Below are 18,724 nucleotides of genomic sequence, written 5' to 3'. Positions count from 1 at the left end.
AAACTTCTTTGATTAATGGCTTACCATTTTCTTGTAAAGAAGCTATTTGAATCGCCGTAATTAAATTTTCTTTAGCATCCGTTCTTAAATCCCCAATAGGCAGCTGAGAACCCGTAAAAATGATAGGTTTTGAAAGATTTTCGAGCATAAAACTCAATGCCGAAGCTGAATACGACATGGTGTCAGATCCATGAAGCACCACAAAACCATCAAAACTGGTATAATTATTCTCTATAGTGCGAGCAATTTCGGCCCAATGCTCAGGATTCATATTCGACGAATCAATAGGGTTTTCAAACGAAAAAGTATCTATCTCGCAATCCAGTAATTTTAATTCGGGAATATTATGAAGGAGTTTACTAAAATTGAAAGCCTTAAGTGCTCCCGTTTCAAAATCCTTCCTCATACCAATCGTTCCACCGGTATAAATCAAAAGAATTTTAGACTTAGAGTTCATCGACATATTTCAATTTATTGACAACTGGATTCGCGTACATATCCAAAAACCCTTGTTTGGCAACTGGATGCTCATGATCAATTCTCAGCTCTAAACGTCTCTCAAAAAGTAATTTTTCATTTTCAGTATACAAATGGGAAAATCGATTCGTGCAGTTCAAAATGTCGTAAGCAATAAAATTGGTTGTCCACAATTTGTAATTGGCTAAAATGGAATCATCAATTACTTGTGCCAATGCTTGTACTTGTTTGTTTGTAGTATCTACATTTTTAATAATGTCATCGATTTCGGTATCGAGAACATCTCCTATATGTATGTGAATTCTTTTCTTTTGTCCAATTATTCCACTCAACAAAGTCTTGAAATCTTCGTTTTTCTCTTTCTTGTAAATTTCATTATTTGCTTCGGCCAATAACTGCGGCATTTTTAAAGCATCTGTCGGGTCATATTCGTATGAAATAGAAACGGGAACAATTTTAATTTTCTTAAAATAATCCATTATATTAGGCTCATCAGACCCCATGGCAATCATCTTCAAAACCCCAGGATTGGTTTCGTCATTTCCATCTTTGGTTCTTCCCTCACGTTGTGCAATCCAAACCGAACGGTTTTCATGCAACAACAACTGAGCCATATATTCAGAAAGCAGTTTGGAACTCACCAGTAATTCTCTTGGCGATAATCCACGCTGAACCAAAAAGTTTCTGTTTAGTTTTGCTAATGTTTTTAAAAAAGATTTTTTGACCAAATTATCACCAATAGCTGACGAAGTCATATCCAAACCATGCTCAAACAAAGAAGAATTTAACAAAGTCGTATCCAAAACGATATCTCTATGATTCGAAATGAAAAGATAAGCGGTATTTTTTTCTAACTTTTCAAAACCGGATGTGGTTAAACCCTCAGAGCTTTTCTCCAGCACCTGTTGTACTCCATAGTAAATAAAGTTACATTGAAAATCACGAATAGAATGGGTTTTGCGAAGCTGTTCTTTCCAAATTTCATCTTCTACTCCAGGAAAACAAAAGTTCATTAAAGCTTTCATCATGGGATGATCAATAACTTTTATTATTCCTTCGTTTATTTCGGAATCATAAAAAGACCGAATCGCATCAAATTTATTCATTGTTTGTTTTCAATTTAGTTGGACAAAAGAACAAAAAAAATATTAAAGTTACAGAAATTCGATATTAAATACCGAATATTTCTGCAGAATTATCGGTTGTTACGGTTGCTATTTCATTTGCCGAAAGGCCATATATTTGAGCCAATTTATCGACAATATTTATTAAATAGCTGCTTTCGTTACGTTTGCCACGATAAGGAATTGGAGCCAAATATGGGGAATCTGTTTCCAAAACAATATGTTTTAAATCGATTTTATTCAAAAATTGGTCTATTTTTCCATTTTTAAAAGTAACAACCCCGCCTATCCCCAATTTCATATTATAGGATATCGCTTGTAAAGCCTGCTCATAAGTTCCAGAAAAGCAATGAAAAATACCAAACAATTCAGGTGATTTTTCTTCTTCCAAAATTTCGAATATTTCATCAAATGCCTCACGACAATGAATGACAATCGGAAGTTTATATTGTTTGGCTAGCTGAATTTGTCTTCTAAAAACTATTTGCTGTTCTGCAAAATGAGTTTTATCCCAATACAAATCAATCCCTATTTCACCAATGGCAACAAACTTTCTTTTGGCTAATTCCGTTTCAACATGCTGCAATTCCTCTAAATAATTGTCTTTAACATAAGTAGGATGCAAACCCATCATCAAGAATACATTATTAGGATAATCTCGCTCCAAATCATACATACTCTGCGTATAAGTAGAATCTATGGCTGGGACAAAAAAGCGTGTAACCCCATTATCAATGGCGCGTTGCATCATTTCATTTCTATCCAAATCAAATTCTTCAGAATATAAATGGGTATGAGTATCGGTAAGTATTGCCTTTGTTTCCAAGTTTAAAATTTAATGCTGCAAAATTACTCTAAAAAGCGGTTTTTCCAAAAAAAGGAGTTTCATAAAGCGCCAATGATTTTTTTAGGAAACAAATAATGAAACATAACTGGTATAACACTATTTTTACTTTATACAAAAGTCATTCGCAATATGAAGAATTTACACGAAAAGCTAAAGAAGGTAGATTATAAAAAAGTCAAGTTTAAAATCACCAAGACACAGCACCTTTTGATTAAAGCAAAAATCAATGGCATAAAAGGGAATTTCATACTGGATACTGGGGCTTCCAACAGCTGTGTGGGATTTGAAAGTATTGAATATTTTGCATTGAAAGCCAAAAATTCCAAAACCAAAGCTTCGGGTGCCGGAGCAACGGGTATGTTGACACAAATATCCTCAAACAATAAACTCCAATTAAATAATTGGAAACATAATAAGTTTGACCTTGTTATCTTTGATTTATCACACGTTAATGAAGCATTAGGACATTATAAAGTAAAACCGGTCCATGGCATCATTGGTGCAGATGTTTTAATGAAAGGCAAAGGAATAATCGATTATTACAATCATTGTTTGTATCTGAAATAATCAATAAAAAAACCCAAACTCTTCAATAGAATTTGGGGTTTTAAATATTATAAAATTATTACAATTATAGCTCCAATGCTTTTTTAGCATTTCCGCCCATCAATAATTCTAATGGGTTTTCTAAAGCTTCTTTTACAGCAACTAAGAAACCAACAGACTCACGACCGTCGATAATTCTGTGGTCATAAGAAAGAGCAACATACATCATTGGGTGAATTTCCACTTTACCGTTTACAGCAATCGGACGCTCGATGATGTTGTGCATTCCTAAGATTCCAGATTGAGGAGGATTGATAATTGGCGTAGATAACATAGAACCAAAAACACCACCGTTAGTAATCGTGAATGTTCCTCCAGTCATATCATCAACAGTGATTTGTCCATCACGAGCTCTTAAAGCTAATCTTTTAATTTCTGCTTCAACACCACGGAAAGTCAAGTTTTCAGCATTACGAACTACAGGAACCATTAGTCCTTTTGGTCCAGAAACTGCGATAGAGATATCAGCAAAATCAAAAGCAATTTTATGGTCACCATCCATCATAGAGTTTACGTCTGGATACAATTCTAAGGCTCTTGTAACTGCTTTAGTAAAGAAAGACATATATCCTAAACCAAGTCCTCCATGTTTTGCTTTGAATGCATCTTTATATTCATTTCGGATCAAGTTGATCGGCGTCATGTTTACTTCGTTGAAAGTAGTCAACATTGCTGTTTCGTTTTTTGCAGCCACTAATCTTTCAGCTACTTTACGACGTAACATTGATAATTTTGTACGCTCAGTTCCACGGCTTCCTCCTGTTGGAGTTCCCATTGATGGTACTGCATTTACAGCATCATCTTTAGTGATTCTTCCGCCTTTACCTGTTCCAGAAACTGTTGCTGGAGCGATATTTTTTTCGTCTAATATTTTTTTAGCCGCTGGAGATGGAGTCCCTGCTGCGTAAGATGCTGCTGGCGCAGGTGCTGCCGCTACTGGAGCTGGAGCCGCTGGTGCAGGTGCTGCTTTTGGTGCTTCAGCTGCAGGAGCTGCTGCTGGCGCAGAACCTGATGGTTTTGCTCCGTCAGTATCAATAAGACAAACTACTGCCCCAACTGCTACTGTGTCGCCTTCTTCTGCCTTAAGCGTTATAATTCCGCTCATTTCAGCTGGCAATTCAAGTGTTGCTTTGTCAGAATCAACCTCAGCAATAGCTTGGTCTTTTTCTACATAATCTCCGTCCTTAACTAACCAAGTTGCTATTTCAACTTCTTTGATTGATTCCCCAGGGGATGGGACTTTCATTTCTAAAATCATGTCTTATTATTTTAAATTATGAATTTTATATTCTAAATTGTCCTTGAAAGAACATTTTGGTTATTGAATTTTCTAGCCCTGATGGAAACGGCATCCTTTTTCTGGCTTCTTTAGCCAGGAAAAGATATAGTGTACAGCAGGAAATAGCTCCTAATTATCTAAATAAATTTTTATCAAATACCATTCTGATTGCATCAGCGTGACGGCGTTTTGATCTTGTATAACTTCCAGAAGCTGGTGCTGAATATGCTTTTAATGAAGCTAATCTCCATTTGATAAAGTCAAAATTCATCAGCATGAAACTGTAAGCCCCCATGTTTTTAGGCTCTTCCTGTGCCCAAACATAATCGTCAGCGTTTGGATATTTTGCAATAATTGCTTTAATCTGTTCTGCTGGGAAAGGGAATAATTGCTCGACACGAACTACCGCTACATCATTTCTTCCGTTGTTTGTTCTTTCAGCAACAATATCATAATAGAATTTACCTGTACAGAAAACCAAAGTTTTTACTTCTTTTTTGTTTACTGCTTCATCATCGATAGTTTCTTGGAAACTTCCAGTTGCTAATTCTTCTACTGAAGACACGCATCTCGGGTCACGCAATAAACTTTTTGGAGAGAAAACAACAAGTGGCTTACGGAAAGTCGTTTTCATTTGTCTTCTCAACAAGTGGAAGAAATTGGCTGGCGTTGTACAGTCGGCTACATACATATTATGTCTGGCGCAAAGCTGTAAGTAACGCTCCATTCTTGCAGAAGAGTGCTCTGCTCCTTGTCCTTCGTATCCGTGTGGCAACAATAAAACAATACCATTTTGGTTGTTCCATTTGTCTTCCCCACAAGAAATATATTGGTCAATCATAATCTGTGCTCCATTGCTAAAATCACCAAATTGCGCTTCCCAAATAGTTAATGCATTTGGATTTGCTAAAGCGTAACCATAATCAAAACCAAGAACACCATACTCCGATAAATGTGAATTGAAAATATTGAAGTTTCCTTTTTTATTTTCGATAGCATTCAATAAAATTACTTCTTCTTCAGAATCTTCTACTTTCACAACAGCATGACGGTGAGAGAATGTTCCGCGCTCTACGTCCTGACCTGAAATTCGGATATCAAATCCTTCACTCAAAAGCGAACCATAAGCTAATGTTTCGGCAGTTCCCCAATCAACAGTATTGTTATCGTATCCTGTTTTTCTGTCAGTAACAATTTTGGTTATTTTATTAATGAATTTCTTGTCAGAAGGCAAAGTCGATACCGTTTTGATAATAGAATCTAATGATTCTTTAGCATACGAAGTATCTACTTTTTTAAGCATCACATCATTGGAAACCTGCTCAAATCCTTTCCATTCATTCTGCATAAACGGAGTAATGATTGTCAGGTCTTTTTTGCGGGAAGCTTCTAAATTTTCTTCAAGATCTTTCTTGTATTCTTTCTCAATTGTATTTACATAATTGGCATCAATAACTCTTTCAGACAATAGCTTTTCAGCATAAATATCTCTTGGGTTTTGATGTTTTGCAATGATTTTATATAAAACCGGCTGTGTAAAACGAGGTTCGTCACCTTCGTTATGACCGTATTTTCGGTATCCTAATAAATCGATAAATACGTCGCGTCCAAACTGCATTCTGTAGTCTAATGCAAAAGAAACCGCATGTACAACAGCTTCGGCATCGTCAGCATTTACGTGCAATACTGGTGAAAGCGTTACTTTAGCAACATCTGTACAATAAGTAGACGAACGGGCATCCAAATAGTTAGTTGTAAAACCAACCTGGTTATTGATTACAATGTGAATTGTACCGCCTGTTTTGTATCCGTCAAGCAACGACATCTGAATGATTTCATATAAAATCCCCTGACCTGCAATTGCAGCATCACCGTGAACGGCAATTGGAAGGACTTTGGTGAAATCGTCTGCGAAATATTTATCTTGCTTTGCTCTTGTGATTCCTTCAATAACTGCACCTACTGTTTCAAGATGCGAAGGATTTGGAGCTAAATTGATGTTGATTTTTTTACCGGACTTAGTTACTTTATCGGCAGTAAGACCTAAATGGTATTTTACGTCTCCGTCAAAGTATTCCTGGTCGTAATCTTTTCCGTCAAATTCACCGAAAATATCTTGAGTAGATTTTCCGAAAATGTTAGCCAAAACGTTCAAACGCCCACGGTGAGCCATTCCCATTACAAACTGCTCTACCCCTTTTTCGGCCGCTTTTTCAATCAAAGCATCAAGTGCAGGAATTACAGACTCTCCTCCTTCTAATGAGAAACGTTTTTGCCCAACGTATTTGGTATGCAAGAAGTTCTCGAAAGAAACTGCCTGATTTAATTTATTTAAGATTGTTTTCTTTTCTTCAACAGAGAAATTAGGCTGATTGTTGTTAACTCCTAATTTATCCTGAACCCATTTAACAACGCCTGGATTACGGATGTACATGTACTCCACACCAATGTGCTGACAATAAATCGCCTGAAGACGGGCGATAATATCCTGTAATGAACAAGGTGCCACACCAATAACCTGAGCAGCATCAAAAACCGTTGATAAATCAGCTGTTGATAAACCAAAATTTTCAATATCTAAAGTTGGTGATGAAACCCTGCGGTCACGAACCGGATTTGTTTTGGTGAATAAATGCCCACGGGTACGGTATCCATCAATTAATTTTAAAACATTGAATTCTTTTTGCAGTTTATCTGAAACCAAACTGCAGTCAGCACCTGTTTCCACATATTCAACAATTCGCTGAACTGGATTTTCATCATTATAAGTAGTCGTTCCAAAGTCAAAACCTTGAAAAAAACTTCTCCAGCTAGGTTCTACACTATCTGGATTTTCTAAATATTGATCGTATAATTGAGCAAAAAATTCTGTATGAGCTGCGTTTAAAAATGAAAACCTATCCATAATATTGTTATTGAATATACTTTTGTTAAATAGTCCGGCAAAAATACAATAAAGCAAATTATTTAAATCTATTTTTTTACGTACTTTTACGTAAAAATTTGTTAAAAAAAGCCTCTAGCATGAAAAAATCAGCCTTTTCCTCCCTAACAAAGTACCTTTTCATCTTTTTTATCTTATTCTTTTACGAAAACGTAATAGCTCAATACCAACAACCTCCACAGTCTAGAAGCCCGTTTTGGAGTAATGTACAATTTGGAGGTGGATTAGGATTGAGTTTCGGCAGCGGATACACTGACATTTCTGTCGCTCCGAGTGCCATTTATAATGTAAATCCATATTTAGCTGTTGGCTTAGGACTTCAAGCTAGCTATGCATCTTCTAAAAATTATTACTCTTCTGGAATTTACGGCGCAAGTTTCCTGACCTATATTAATCCAATTCCTCAAATTCAACTTTCCATAAATTTAAATGAATCATATGTCAATAATCATTATGAAGCTTATAATGGCTATAATGGTTACACCGATAATTTTTGGAATACAGCTTTGTTTTTGGGTGCTGGTTATCGAACTGGAAATGTAACTGTAGGACTAGCCTACAATGTTTTGTTTGATGAAAATGACAATGTATATGGTGATGCGCTTATGCCTTTTGTAAGAGCGTATTTTTAACCTTTAAAGTAGCTACTAAGGTTCTCAGTTATTTTAAAAAAGTCTCAGAATATCAGAAACTTAGTACCTTGGAATCTTTACTTATATTTATTCCTGAACCAAACCTTTTGCCATTCTCTTTTTAAGATTAAAAAAGCCACTTGTTCGGCTAGAATTACCAAATCGGAACCATCGAGTTTTTTGATTTCCTCTTCGGAAACATCAATGATATAAAGCAAATTGAGATACTCGGCAAATTTGTACTGAATGAGTCGATAGATTTTTTCGTGTAATTGAATTTTTAATTCGTCTGGAGTAATACTTTTTGGAAAATCAATTGCTTCGTTGGCCAAATTAAAATCCTTATTCAATTGAACAATCAAATTAACATAAAGAGTTTCTTTAGTGGCTTCCTGAAGAAGTAAATCGGTATTTATTGGTGCTATAAACATATTTTCAATTTCAAAATTCAATGGCAATTACTATACATTCCTTCCCATTAGGTTTTCACCAAAAGTTCTTAGCATTTCTTTTTTAGAGAATTCTATGTCCATTTTTTCTAAGGTTTCAAAAGCCTTAAATGTATATTCTTTAATTGCTTCCTGCGTAGCTTTTGAAGCGCCTGATTCATTAAAAATAGTTTTTACAGTTTCTATTTTCTCTGTATTGTTTTCTAATTGCAAACTGAACAATTTCCCTAACTCTGAAGCTTTTTCAGGAGTCGAAAATTCCAATGCTTTCAGATATAAATAGGTTTTTTTATTCTCGATAATGTCCCCTCCTACTTGTTTCCCAAAAGTTTCCGGGTCACCAAAAGCATCTAAATAATCATCCTGTAATTGAAAAGCCAATCCTAAATTGAGTCCAAAATCATAAATTAAATTGGCATTTTCTTCGGATGCGTTAGCAATAATAGCACCCATTTTCATCGCAGCAGCTACCAAAACAGCCGTTTTATACTCTATCATTTTGAGATATTCCTGAATAGTTACGTCTTTGCGGATTTCAAAATCGACATCCCATTGTTGTCCTTCACAAACTTCAAGAGCAGTTTTGCTAAATAACTTAGCCAAATCCCTAAAAACAATTGGCTCGTATTGTTCAAAATATTGATAAGCCAAAATCAGCATCGCATCACCCGAAAGTATTCCAGTGTTAATATTCCATTTTTCATGAACGGTCTGCTCCCCTCTTCTTAAAGGTGCATCATCCATAATATCATCATGAACCAGCGAAAAATTATGAAAAACCTCAACAGCCATCGCTGCCGGAAGTGCCTTTTTATAATCAGCGTCAAAAACTTCTGAAGCCATTAAAGTCAACACAGGCCGCATTCTTTTTCCTCCTAAACCCAAAATATAATCTATGGGCTCGTATAGATTTTTGGGTTCTTTATTAATCGTTTGATTTTCTAAATAAGTAATAAAAAATTCTTGATACTGATGAATAGCGTGCATAAAATAAGATCTCGTTAACTTTTCCAAAGTCGATTTGGCTTGGATTTTAAAGTCCAAAGATACAATTCAAATGTGAATTATTGAATTGTAAATTACTGTAAAAATGGAACTATAGTTTTTCCTTATGATATACATCGAAAAAAAACATTGGAAACTTTGTTGGTTTTTAAAGTTTCCTTATTACATTTGCAAAACATAAGAAACTTTATTAGTGTTTAAAGTTTCCGAAGTACATTTAAAAAAACAAAAACCAAACATCAGGAAATACTACTACTAAAATTAATCATTATGGAAAATGCATGGGCTATTGATTCTAATGAATCAGACGTTATCATAAAATCTAGACATTCTCTAATAGGCTACTTGCCTGGAAACAAAAACAATTTAAAGGGGCATGTTGCCATACAAAATAATGAAGTTGAAGATGCTTCAATAGAATTCTCATTGAATGTAAATGATAAAAAAAACACTTCAACTGAAAAAAACAAAGAAGCTAAATTCACTGACCTTTTTGAAGAAGATGAAACTCCTTTGATTCAATTCAAATCGACCTCTTTTCAGAAAATAAATAAAAACATCAATTTTCTGAAAGGCTTCTTGACAATAAAGAACATCACCAAAGTGGTTGAATTAGATACCGAATTTATTGGATTCAATAATTACAATGGTGTTCAAAAAGCTTCTTTTGAAATTACGGGAAACATTAACCGTAAAGAATTTGGACTGAATTACAATATTCTTTCGTCAAATGGTGGCCACCCGATAGGCAAAGACATAAAACTCATTGCCAATTTAGAATTCACACATTAAGAATAACCAGTTCTTAAAAAACATAACAACAAACTAAAACTCATTTGATAACTAACTTTTACTGTATTATTTCAAAGTATTAATTACAATAAGTTACCCATAAAATGAAAGATAAAATTATTTCAAAAGCAACGGAACTATTCTTAAAACTTGGTTTTAAGAGTGTAACCATGGATGATATTGCAAGTGAGATGTGTATTTCTAAAAAAACGATTTACAAATTCTTTTGCAACAAAGAACTTCTAATTGAGGAAAGCACAGAGATGGTTCATAAAACTATTCATGAAAGCATTGATACAATAGCAGCAAAAAATTATAATGCAATCGAAGAAAACTTTGAAATCAAAAAGATGTTCAAAGAAATGTTTAAATCTGGAGAAGCTTCACCAGCACATCAATTGAAAAAGCATTACCCTGAAATCTATGACAAGGTAATGTCTAGGGAAATAAACGAATGCAACACGGTCTTCAAACAAAATATTGAAAAAGGGATTCAACAGGGTTTGTACAGACACAATTTGGATATCGACATCTATGTTGGATTTTATTACAACCTTATTTTCAGCATTCACGGAATGACGAGTTCCGAAAAAGAATCACAGAAATTAGAATTACAAGCATTAGAATATCACACTAGAGCAATGGCAACGCCTAGTGGAATAATAGAACTAGAAAAACAATTACAAAATCCAACTTTATCATGAAAAGAATACTTTTATTAACATTCTTAACCTTTGCTCTCACTGCACAATCCCAAGGGGTAAGCACAACAGCAACAAATCCGCTTACGCTAAAAGCGGCTATTACCTACGCACTTGAGAACAAAGCCGATGCTAAAAAAGCAAGATTAAGTGTTGAAAACAGTGAATACCAAATCGAAGAAGTTCGTTCAAGAGCTTTGCCACAAATATCTGCAAACGGAAGCTTAACCTATAATCCAATTTTACAAACCAATGTAATTGACGGATCAGCTTTTGGTGCACCAGGAACAACAATTCAGGCATCATTTGGACAAAAATGGACATCGGGTGCAGGAGTTTCATTGACCCAAACGATTTTTGACCAATCTGTTTTTACAGGATTGAGAGCGGCACAAACCACTCGTGAGTTTTATCAAATAAACAATCAATTGACAGAAGAACAAGTAATTGAAAGAGTAGCAAACAATTATTACTCTGTTTACGTTCAACGTGAAAGATTGATTTTATTGGACAGCAATTATGTGAATACAACAAAAGTTCGCGATATCGTAAAAGGGCAATTTGACAATGGTTTGGCAAAAAAAATTGACTTGGACCGAATCATCGTAAAAATGTCAAACATCGATACGGAACGTCAACAAATCATAAACCAAATTCAATTACAGGAAAATGCATTGAAGTTTTTTATGGGAATGCCTATTGAAACTGTAATCGTGATTCCAAAAACAGAATTTGAAGTAACTCCGGCTGCAATAACCGAAGCACCAAATACTGAGAACAGAACCGAATATTTGCTTTTGAAAAAGCAAGAAGAATTATTGCAATTTCAAAAAACAGCTATTAAAGCCGAATATTACCCAACACTTTCTTTGGTAGCAGGATATAATTATATCGGACAAGGGCCAGAAGTACCACTTTTTGCAAAACCTGCTGATGGAGTATATTGGTCTGACTATTCTGCAATAGGATTGAATTTAAAAGTCCCAATTTTTTCTGGTTTTGGAACTCGCGCAAGAGTAAGACAAGCTGATGTAGACATCAGAACGCTGCAAGAAGATATTAAAGACACGCAGCTTTCCCTTGATTTAGATTACAGAAATGCAAAAACTCAAATCGAGAACAACATTATAACCATCGGAAATCAAAAAGAAAATATGCGTTTGGCCGGAGAGATTTTGAAAAACACCAAAAACAATTATCTACAAGGTTTAGCATCATTAACTGATTTATTGGATGCTGAAAACGCATCTCTTGAAGCACAAAACAATTATACCAGAGCAGTACTAGCCTACAAAATAGCAGAAATAACATTAATCAAATCAAAAGGAGAACTTAGAACCCTATTAAACTAAAAACAAGATGAAAAAAAATATAATAACTGTAGCCGTAATTTTGGGAGCATTAGGACTTATTGCTTTTACTTTAAATAAGAACAAAGCTGAGAACAAAGCTAAAACTGATATTGTTGCCGAAAAAAATGCATCTGTATCCGTAAAAACAGCACAGGTAAAAACCGAAGATGTTTCATTGGATTTCTTAGCCAACGGAAGTTTTGAACCGATTCAAGAATTGACTTTTTCTGCTGAAAAATCAGGTAAAGTAATCAGTGTTTTGGTAAAAGAAGGTGACTATGTAAATATTGGACAAACATTGGTAATCGTTAGAAGCGACGTAATAAACGTAAATGCCCAAACTGCAAAAGCATCTTATGACAACGCAAAATCGGATTATGACCGTTATCAAAACGCTTATAATTCAGGTGGTGTTACCAAACAACAATTGGATCAGGCAAAATTGGCTTTGACCAACGCAACAAACAACTTGAAACAGGCCAACATCAACGTTGGAGATACTAAAGTTAAAGCTCCGATCAAAGGTTTTATCAATAAAAAATACATTGAGCCAGGTTCTATTTTAGCAGGAATGCCTGCTACAGCAATGTTTGACATTGTGAATGTTTCTAAATTGAAATTAAAAGTTACCGTAAACGAAAGTCAAGTAGCCAGTTTAAAATTAGGAAACACTATAAATATTACTTCAAGTGTATTTCCTGATAAAACATTTGCAGGTAAAATTACTTTTATTGCCGCAAAAGCTGATGAGAGCTTGAATTTCCCAGTTGAACTTGAAATCACAAACAACGCAGATAACAGCTTAAAAGCGGGAATGTACGGAACTGCCAATTTTGGTTCTAAACAAAAACAACAATTAAAAGTAGTTCCTAGAAATGCTTTCGTAGGAAGTGTGAGCAGTAATGAAGTTTTTGTTGTAGAAAATGGTATCGCTAAATTGAAAAAAGTAACCTCTGGAAGAATCATAGGAGAACAAGTAGAAATAGTTGACGGATTATCTGATGGAGAAACTGTAATTATTACAGGGCAAATTAACTTGCAAGACGGTAATACAGTAGAAATTATTAAATAATTGATTTTAATAGTCAACAATAAAAATATATGAAATTAGCAGAAATATCCATAAAACGTCCGTCGATAATTATTGTATTATTTACGATTCTTACCCTTGGCGGACTGTTCAGCTATAGCCAATTAGGCTATGAATTGATTCCTAAATTCGAACAAAACGTAATCACGATTTCGACTATCTATCCTGGAGCTTCTCCAAGTGAGGTTGAAAACACGGTTACCAAAAAAATTGAGGATGGAATCGCCTCTTTGGAAAACATAAAAAAGATTGATTCCAAATCATACGAAAGTTTGTCTGTAGTTACGGTTACATTGACAACACAAGCAAAAGTTGACATTTCGATGAATGACGCACAACGAAAAATCAATGCTTTGATAAGTGATTTACCCGATGATGCCAAAACACCGTCTTTATCTAAATTCTCTTTGAGTGATTTACCGATTATGACTATTGGTGCCAACGGAAAAATGGACGAAGCTGCTTTTTATGATTTGATCGATAAAAAAATAGCTCCCGTTTTATCTCGTGTTACAGGTGTGGCGCAGATTAACATTATTGGTGGTCAGGAAAGAGAGATTCAGGTAAATCTTGATGCAGTAAAAATGCAAGGTTACGGACTTTCGGTTCCTCAAGTACAACAAGTTATTTTGTCATCCAACTTGGATTTCCCAACCGGAAACATCCAAACCCGTAATCAAAAAATATTGATTCGTCTTGCCGGAAAATACAAGAATGTTGAAGAACTAAGAAACTTGGTTGTTTCTTCTAAAGATGGAATTGAAATTCGTTTGAGAGACATTGCAGATGTACAAGATGCGCAAAAAATTGCCGAGAAAATTTCTCGTGTCGATCAAAAAAGTGCTATTATTTTACAGGTAATTAAACAATCAGATGCTAATGCCGTGGCGGTAAGTGAGCTATTGCATAAAAGCATTAATAAATTAGAAAGTGATTATAAAGTCAACGAATTAAAACTAGAAATAGCCAAAGACAGTACGGTTTATACCCTTGAAGCTGCAGATTCTGTAATTCACGATTTAATGATTGCGGTAGTATTGGTAGCCTTTGTGATGTTGTTCTTCTTGCACAGTATTAGAAACTCATTGATTGTAATGGTTTCGATTCCTGTTTCGTTAATTGCAACCTTCATTGGAATTTACCTAATGGGATATACTTTAAACTTGATGAGTTTATTAGGACTTTCACTTGTGGTAGGTATTCTGGTCGATGATGCGATTGTGGTATTGGAAAATATTTACAGGCATATGGAAATGGGCAAAAGCCGTATTCGTGCAGCCTTTGACGGAACTGCCGAAATTGGTGGAACTGTAACTTCGATTACATTGGTTATTGTGGTGGTATTTTTACCAATTGCAATGAGTTCTGGATTGGTATCGAATATCATCACACAGTTTTGTGTTACCGTAATTATTTCAACATTATTTTCATTGTTGGCTTCGTTTACTATTATTCCGTGGTTGTCTTCTCGTTTTGGAAAACTGGAACATATTGAAGGTAAAAACTTATTCGGAAAAACGATTCTTGGATTCGAAAGCTATTTAACTCGTTTTACAAACTGGGTTACTGAATTATTAAACTGGTGTTTGGATCATTATTTCAAAACAATTGCTGTTGTACTTGTCTTGTTTTTCGGATCAACTATCGGATTAATGGGTGGCGGTTTTATTGGTGGAGAGTTCTTTGCTTCTTCAGATAGTGGTGAGTTCTTAGTTCAAATCGAAATGCCAAAAGACGCTTCATTGGAACAATCAAACTTTATGACTCAAAAAGCGGAAGCATTTTTGAAAAGCCAAGAGTATGTTCATAGCCAGATTACGACTGTGGGACAAACCAGTGAAGGTATGGGTGGTGCACAAGCTACTGCTTACAAAGCGGAGATTGACGTAAAAATGATTGACCAATCAGAACGTTCAGATGATGCTTCAGTATATGCTGCAAAAATCAAACGTAAATTGGAGAAAGTATTGGTTGGAGCCAAAGTAAAAACAGTTCCGGTTGGTATCTTAGGTACTGCCGAAAATGCAAAACTTGGATTGATTGTAACAGGACCTTCTACAGAAGCTGCTATGGCTTTTGCCAAATTAGCCGAAGCTGAATTACGTACCATTCCGGGAACAACCGAAATTAAATTGACCGTTGAAGATGGAAATCCTGAAATCAATGTACAAGTGGATCGTGATAAAATGGCTGCATTAGGACTAACACTGCAAACTGTAGGTATGACGATGCAAACTGCTTATAGCGGTAACACGGATGGAAAGTTTAGAGCCGGTGAATACGAGTATGACATCAACATTAAATACAATGCTTTTGACAGAAAAAATATTACTGACGTTAGTAATCTAATTTTCATCAACAATGCTGGTCAACAAATTAAATTGTCACAATTTGCTGCTATTACTGAAGGTTCAGGACCTAGCCAATTAGAACGTCGTGACAAATCGGCTTCGGTAACGGTGCAAGGTCAAAACGTTGGGGTTCCAACAGGAACTATTGTAACACAATGGCAAGCCAAACTCGACAAACTTAAAAAACCGGTTGGTGTAAATTACATTTGGGGTGGTGACCAAGAAAACCAAAGCGAAGGTTTTGGTACATTAGGAATCGCTTTATTGGCCGCTATTGTCCTGGTTTACCTTGTAATGGTAGGTTTGTATGATAGTTTTATGCACCCGTTTGTGGTATTGTTTGCTATTCCGCTTTCGTTTATTGGAGCAATGCTGGCTTTAGCGTTAACGAATAATACGTTGAATATATTCACCATTTTGGGTATCATTATGCTAATTGGTCTGGTGTGTAAAAATGCGATTATGCTTGTGGATTACACCAACCAACGAAGAGCCGCCGGCGAAAGCATCAGAACGGCATTGATTCAAGCGAATCACGCTCGTCTTCGTCCAATCTTGATGACGACAATTGCGATGGTTTTCGGTATGTTCCCTATTGCATTGGCTTCTGGAGCTGGTGCCGAATGGAAAAACGGTTTGGCTTGGGTAATTATTGGTGGATTGATTTCATCATTATTCCTAACCTTGATTATTGTTCCTGTGATTTATGAAATTATGGAGAAAATTAAAGCTAAATTATCCAAAGGAGAAAAAATCGATTATGAAGCAGAAATGGTTGCCGATTACGATCACAAAGAACTAAGCGAGGATGGTTTCAATCCTAAGCATACAGTTTAAAATAGGTTTTTAGTAATTCAAAAAAGGGCTTTCAAGATATTTGAAAGCCCTTTTTTTATTATGTATTTTTAACTCAAATCACATAATAAAACCACAAATTACGCAAGATTAGGATAGCGCGGATTTGCAATCCCTGCCCATTCCAATTATCAAGTTCAACTTGTTTTTATCATTCTTTTTGTTATCACGCTCACTTTATAGATATAATTTGTAGCCACGGATTGCACACGAGCGAAGCGACTGCCGAAGTAAATCCGCGCTATCGGGTTCAGGTGGAAACTGGGGCTACATTTTGTCGATTTTTTTTTTAAAATTTCAACAAAACACATATATTCGTGCCGATATTAACCTCAAATTCTGAAAACATGAAAAAATTACTACTAGGTTTATTAGCAAGTACATTGTTCGTTTCCTGCTCTAAAGATGAGAGCGAGGACAACGGTTTATCAAACTCACCAACTGCAACAGCAAGCTACGACAGCAAAAATTATGGGATCTACAAAGGTGTTTTTGTAGGATCAACAGGAACCGTTGTAATCAATTTGAAAAACAATGGAACTACCTTATCGGCAACTTTGGTTATTGATGGCATATCTTATGTTTTTTCTTCACAAGATGTAGTGACTGAAGGTTCAAACACTGAAATTACTTTTAATCATAATAGTGATTATTTTAATTTTTCTGTGAACTCTAATGGAACTAGCCCTACTATTTCTAATATTCACATAAATGGTCATCCTAATGCTACTATTAGTATTGGAAAAGAAGAATCTGATGTTCAGGTATATTGTTACGAAGGCACTTTTACTGAAACAGGTGGTGGAGGTACCTGGAATTTAATTATTTATGGCAACAAAGTTACAGGAGTGGTTCTGCCAAAGGATGGTCAGGTTTTACCATTACTTGAAGGTACAATTTCTAACAATACCATTACAGCCTCTATTCCGGATGCAGCAACAATTACGGGTACCGTAAGTGGAAACACAATTACAGGCACTTGGGAAAACTATGACCATGAATCTGGAACCTGGAAAGTTACCAGAAAATTATAAAAATTTTTTATATATAATCACTTAAAAAAGGTTGTTTTTTCTTGGTTTTTAAGATAGCACCTTTGTGCTTTTTTAAATCTTTCTTAAAAATTGCAAACACAATAAAAGTCTCCCGACTTTTTCGTTGAGTAATTTTATACCTTTTTTCAAATATAGAAAATAATAGTTACAAACTTACAAAGCGTAAATCTTATTCATTTCACGATTTTTTATGCTCCGCCCAGCAAAATAAGACATTCGAAGAAAAAACAATGCCTCGTTGCATACTTCGGACCTAGGTACACCCGATAGCACGCATTGTAAATCCGCACTATTGTTTTATTTTAGTAATACAAAAAAAGGCTTTCAATATATTTGAAAGCCTTTTTTTTTATTGGGTGTTTTTAACTTCAACTGTACTCCGCTGTCTATGTTCTCTAATGCTCGTAGAAATCAACACTTTGGGAAGCTTAGTATTATTTGTCAACTCTTTGTAAGTCTAAATCTTGAAAGTCAAAACTAAAATCAATATTTGGTGAAATGCCTTTCATTTTAATGGATTGGGCTTTACCCATTTCATCAAGTGAAAACATGGCAAGAGCATCACCGTTCATTGCTTGATATTCCCATTTTATGGCAAATGAATTGGCATTATAAAAAGCCATAGGACCGTTTAATTTAGGGGAACGATACGATTTGAACCACAATTGTTTGTTCTTTTCAAACACCTCAATTTTACCAAACCACTTGTCTGCATAGATCCCGATAAAATCTTCATTTTTAATTTTTACATTTTTTGAAGCTTTTACTTTTTCCCAAACTTTTTTGGTTACATCATCACCAGTATTTTTATCCTGCTTCATCCATTCCACCATTTTGTCGGTCCAGCCAAAATCATCCAAGCCCAAGTAGCTGTCGGAAATGGTATTTGCAACTGCAGCAAAAAGCCCCGCGCCTCCACTTTCGGTATTGGTTAAAATTACAATACCTAAGTTTTGATCTGGATATAACTCCACAAGTGACAGCATGCCAGGTAAACCTCCTGTATGAGATATTTTCAGGTTCCCTTTCACATCCATTATTTCCCAACCTAAGCCATAACCCATAAAATGGGTATTGTATCTTGGATGCGAATGAATTTGTTCAACGGTATGTATACGCCACATTTCTTCGTGGTTTACCATGGAAAACAAGGTTGAATTCAAAT

The 18,724-nt window shown here is 35.2% G+C and carries 16 protein-coding genes; 8 read left to right on the top strand and 8 right to left on the bottom strand.

Annotation, left to right across the window (positions count from 1 at the left end; translation table 11 throughout):
• From VFS71_RS15935 to VFS71_RS15925, 3 genes are all read right to left on the bottom strand, one after another.
• Window positions 1–457, bottom strand: a 457-nt coding sequence (locus VFS71_RS15935) for an asparaginase (protein WP_326402502.1), incomplete at its 3' end; no start/stop codon positions are given.
• Window positions 447–1,583, bottom strand: coding sequence for a 1-acyl-sn-glycerol-3-phosphate acyltransferase (locus VFS71_RS15930; protein ID WP_326402501.1), 1,137 nt, complete (start codon window positions 1,581–1,583; stop codon window positions 447–449). The genes VFS71_RS15935 and VFS71_RS15930, both read right to left, overlap by 11 nt.
• Before the next feature lie 64 nt (window positions 1,584–1,647).
• Entirely contained in the window at window positions 1,648–2,427 is a 780-nt protein-coding gene (locus tag VFS71_RS15925) for a TatD family hydrolase (protein WP_326402499.1), read from the bottom strand.
• A gap of 150 nt (window positions 2,428–2,577) precedes the next feature.
• Here VFS71_RS15925 and VFS71_RS15920 point away from each other — a divergent pair, with 150 nt between their 5' ends.
• A complete protein-coding gene (locus VFS71_RS15920) occupies window positions 2,578–3,015 on the top strand; it encodes a retropepsin-like aspartic protease (protein ID WP_326402497.1) in 438 nt (145 codons plus the stop codon).
• Window positions 3,016–3,079: 64 nt separating this feature from the next.
• Here VFS71_RS15920 and odhB read toward each other — a convergent pair whose 3' ends face one another.
• Together odhB and VFS71_RS15910 are read right to left on the bottom strand one after the other, a co-directional pair.
• The gene (gene odhB, locus VFS71_RS15915; protein WP_326402496.1) at window positions 3,080–4,312 is read right to left on the bottom strand and encodes a 2-oxoglutarate dehydrogenase complex dihydrolipoyllysine-residue succinyltransferase; all 1,233 of its coding nucleotides are present in this window, start codon (window positions 4,310–4,312) and stop codon (window positions 3,080–3,082) included.
• 154 nt (window positions 4,313–4,466) lie between these two features.
• Entirely contained in the window at window positions 4,467–7,238 is a 2,772-nt protein-coding gene (locus tag VFS71_RS15910; protein ID WP_326402494.1) for a 2-oxoglutarate dehydrogenase E1 component, read from the bottom strand.
• A 119-nt stretch (window positions 7,239–7,357) separates the two neighbouring features.
• On the opposite strand from VFS71_RS15910, the gene VFS71_RS15905 reads away from it, so the two are divergent.
• Complete coding sequence (locus tag VFS71_RS15905) at window positions 7,358–7,909, top strand: hypothetical protein (protein WP_326402493.1); 552 nt, start codon at window positions 7,358–7,360, stop codon at window positions 7,907–7,909.
• A 77-nt stretch (window positions 7,910–7,986) separates the two neighbouring features.
• Here the strand turns inward: VFS71_RS15905 and VFS71_RS15900 are convergent, their stop codons facing one another.
• Both VFS71_RS15900 and VFS71_RS15895 read right to left on the bottom strand, forming a co-directional pair.
• The gene (locus tag VFS71_RS15900; protein ID WP_326402492.1) at window positions 7,987–8,340 is read right to left on the bottom strand and encodes a hypothetical protein; all 354 of its coding nucleotides are present in this window, start codon (window positions 8,338–8,340) and stop codon (window positions 7,987–7,989) included.
• Window positions 8,341–8,370: 30 nt separating this feature from the next.
• Complete coding sequence (locus VFS71_RS15895) at window positions 8,371–9,345, bottom strand: polyprenyl synthetase family protein (RefSeq protein ID WP_326402503.1); 975 nt, start codon at window positions 9,343–9,345, stop codon at window positions 8,371–8,373.
• 288 nt (window positions 9,346–9,633) lie between these two features.
• Here VFS71_RS15895 and VFS71_RS15890 point away from each other — a divergent pair, with 288 nt between their 5' ends.
• From VFS71_RS15890 to VFS71_RS15865, 6 genes are all read left to right on the top strand, one after another.
• Window positions 9,634–10,155: a YceI family protein gene (locus tag VFS71_RS15890; RefSeq protein ID WP_326402491.1), complete on the top strand. Its 522-nt coding sequence runs from the start codon at window positions 9,634–9,636 to the stop codon at window positions 10,153–10,155.
• Window positions 10,156–10,259: 104 nt separating this feature from the next.
• Window positions 10,260–10,859 (top strand): TetR/AcrR family transcriptional regulator, encoded by a 600-nt coding sequence (locus VFS71_RS15885; RefSeq protein ID WP_326402490.1) that lies wholly within the window; start codon window positions 10,260–10,262, stop codon window positions 10,857–10,859.
• Window positions 10,856–12,208: a TolC family protein gene (locus tag VFS71_RS15880; protein WP_326402488.1), complete on the top strand. Its 1,353-nt coding sequence runs from the start codon at window positions 10,856–10,858 to the stop codon at window positions 12,206–12,208. The genes VFS71_RS15885 and VFS71_RS15880 overlap by 4 nt, the downstream gene beginning before the upstream one ends.
• Before the next feature lie 7 nt (window positions 12,209–12,215).
• Window positions 12,216–13,280 (top strand): efflux RND transporter periplasmic adaptor subunit, encoded by a 1,065-nt coding sequence (locus tag VFS71_RS15875; protein WP_326402487.1) that lies wholly within the window; start codon window positions 12,216–12,218, stop codon window positions 13,278–13,280.
• Between the two features lie 29 nt (window positions 13,281–13,309).
• Window positions 13,310–16,486 carry an efflux RND transporter permease subunit gene (locus VFS71_RS15870; protein ID WP_326402486.1) on the top strand — a complete coding sequence of 1,059 codons (3,177 nt, stop codon included), beginning with the start codon at window positions 13,310–13,312 and terminating at the stop codon, window positions 16,484–16,486.
• 365 nt (window positions 16,487–16,851) lie between these two features.
• On the top strand, window positions 16,852–17,538 hold the full coding sequence (locus VFS71_RS15865; RefSeq protein ID WP_326402485.1) for a hypothetical protein: 687 nt from the start codon (window positions 16,852–16,854) through the stop codon (window positions 17,536–17,538).
• Between the two features lie 455 nt (window positions 17,539–17,993).
• Here VFS71_RS15865 and VFS71_RS15860 read toward each other — a convergent pair.
• On the bottom strand, window positions 17,994–18,724 hold a 731-nt coding region (locus VFS71_RS15860; RefSeq protein WP_326402484.1), incomplete at its 5' end, for a DUF3471 domain-containing protein.

This window comes from Flavobacterium sp. (assembly GCF_035760125.1).
Lineage (GTDB): Bacteria > Bacteroidota > Bacteroidia > Flavobacteriales > Flavobacteriaceae > Flavobacterium.
The sequence above is the reverse complement of the archived record's forward strand: the minus strand, read 5'-3'. Positions and strand labels throughout refer to the sequence as shown.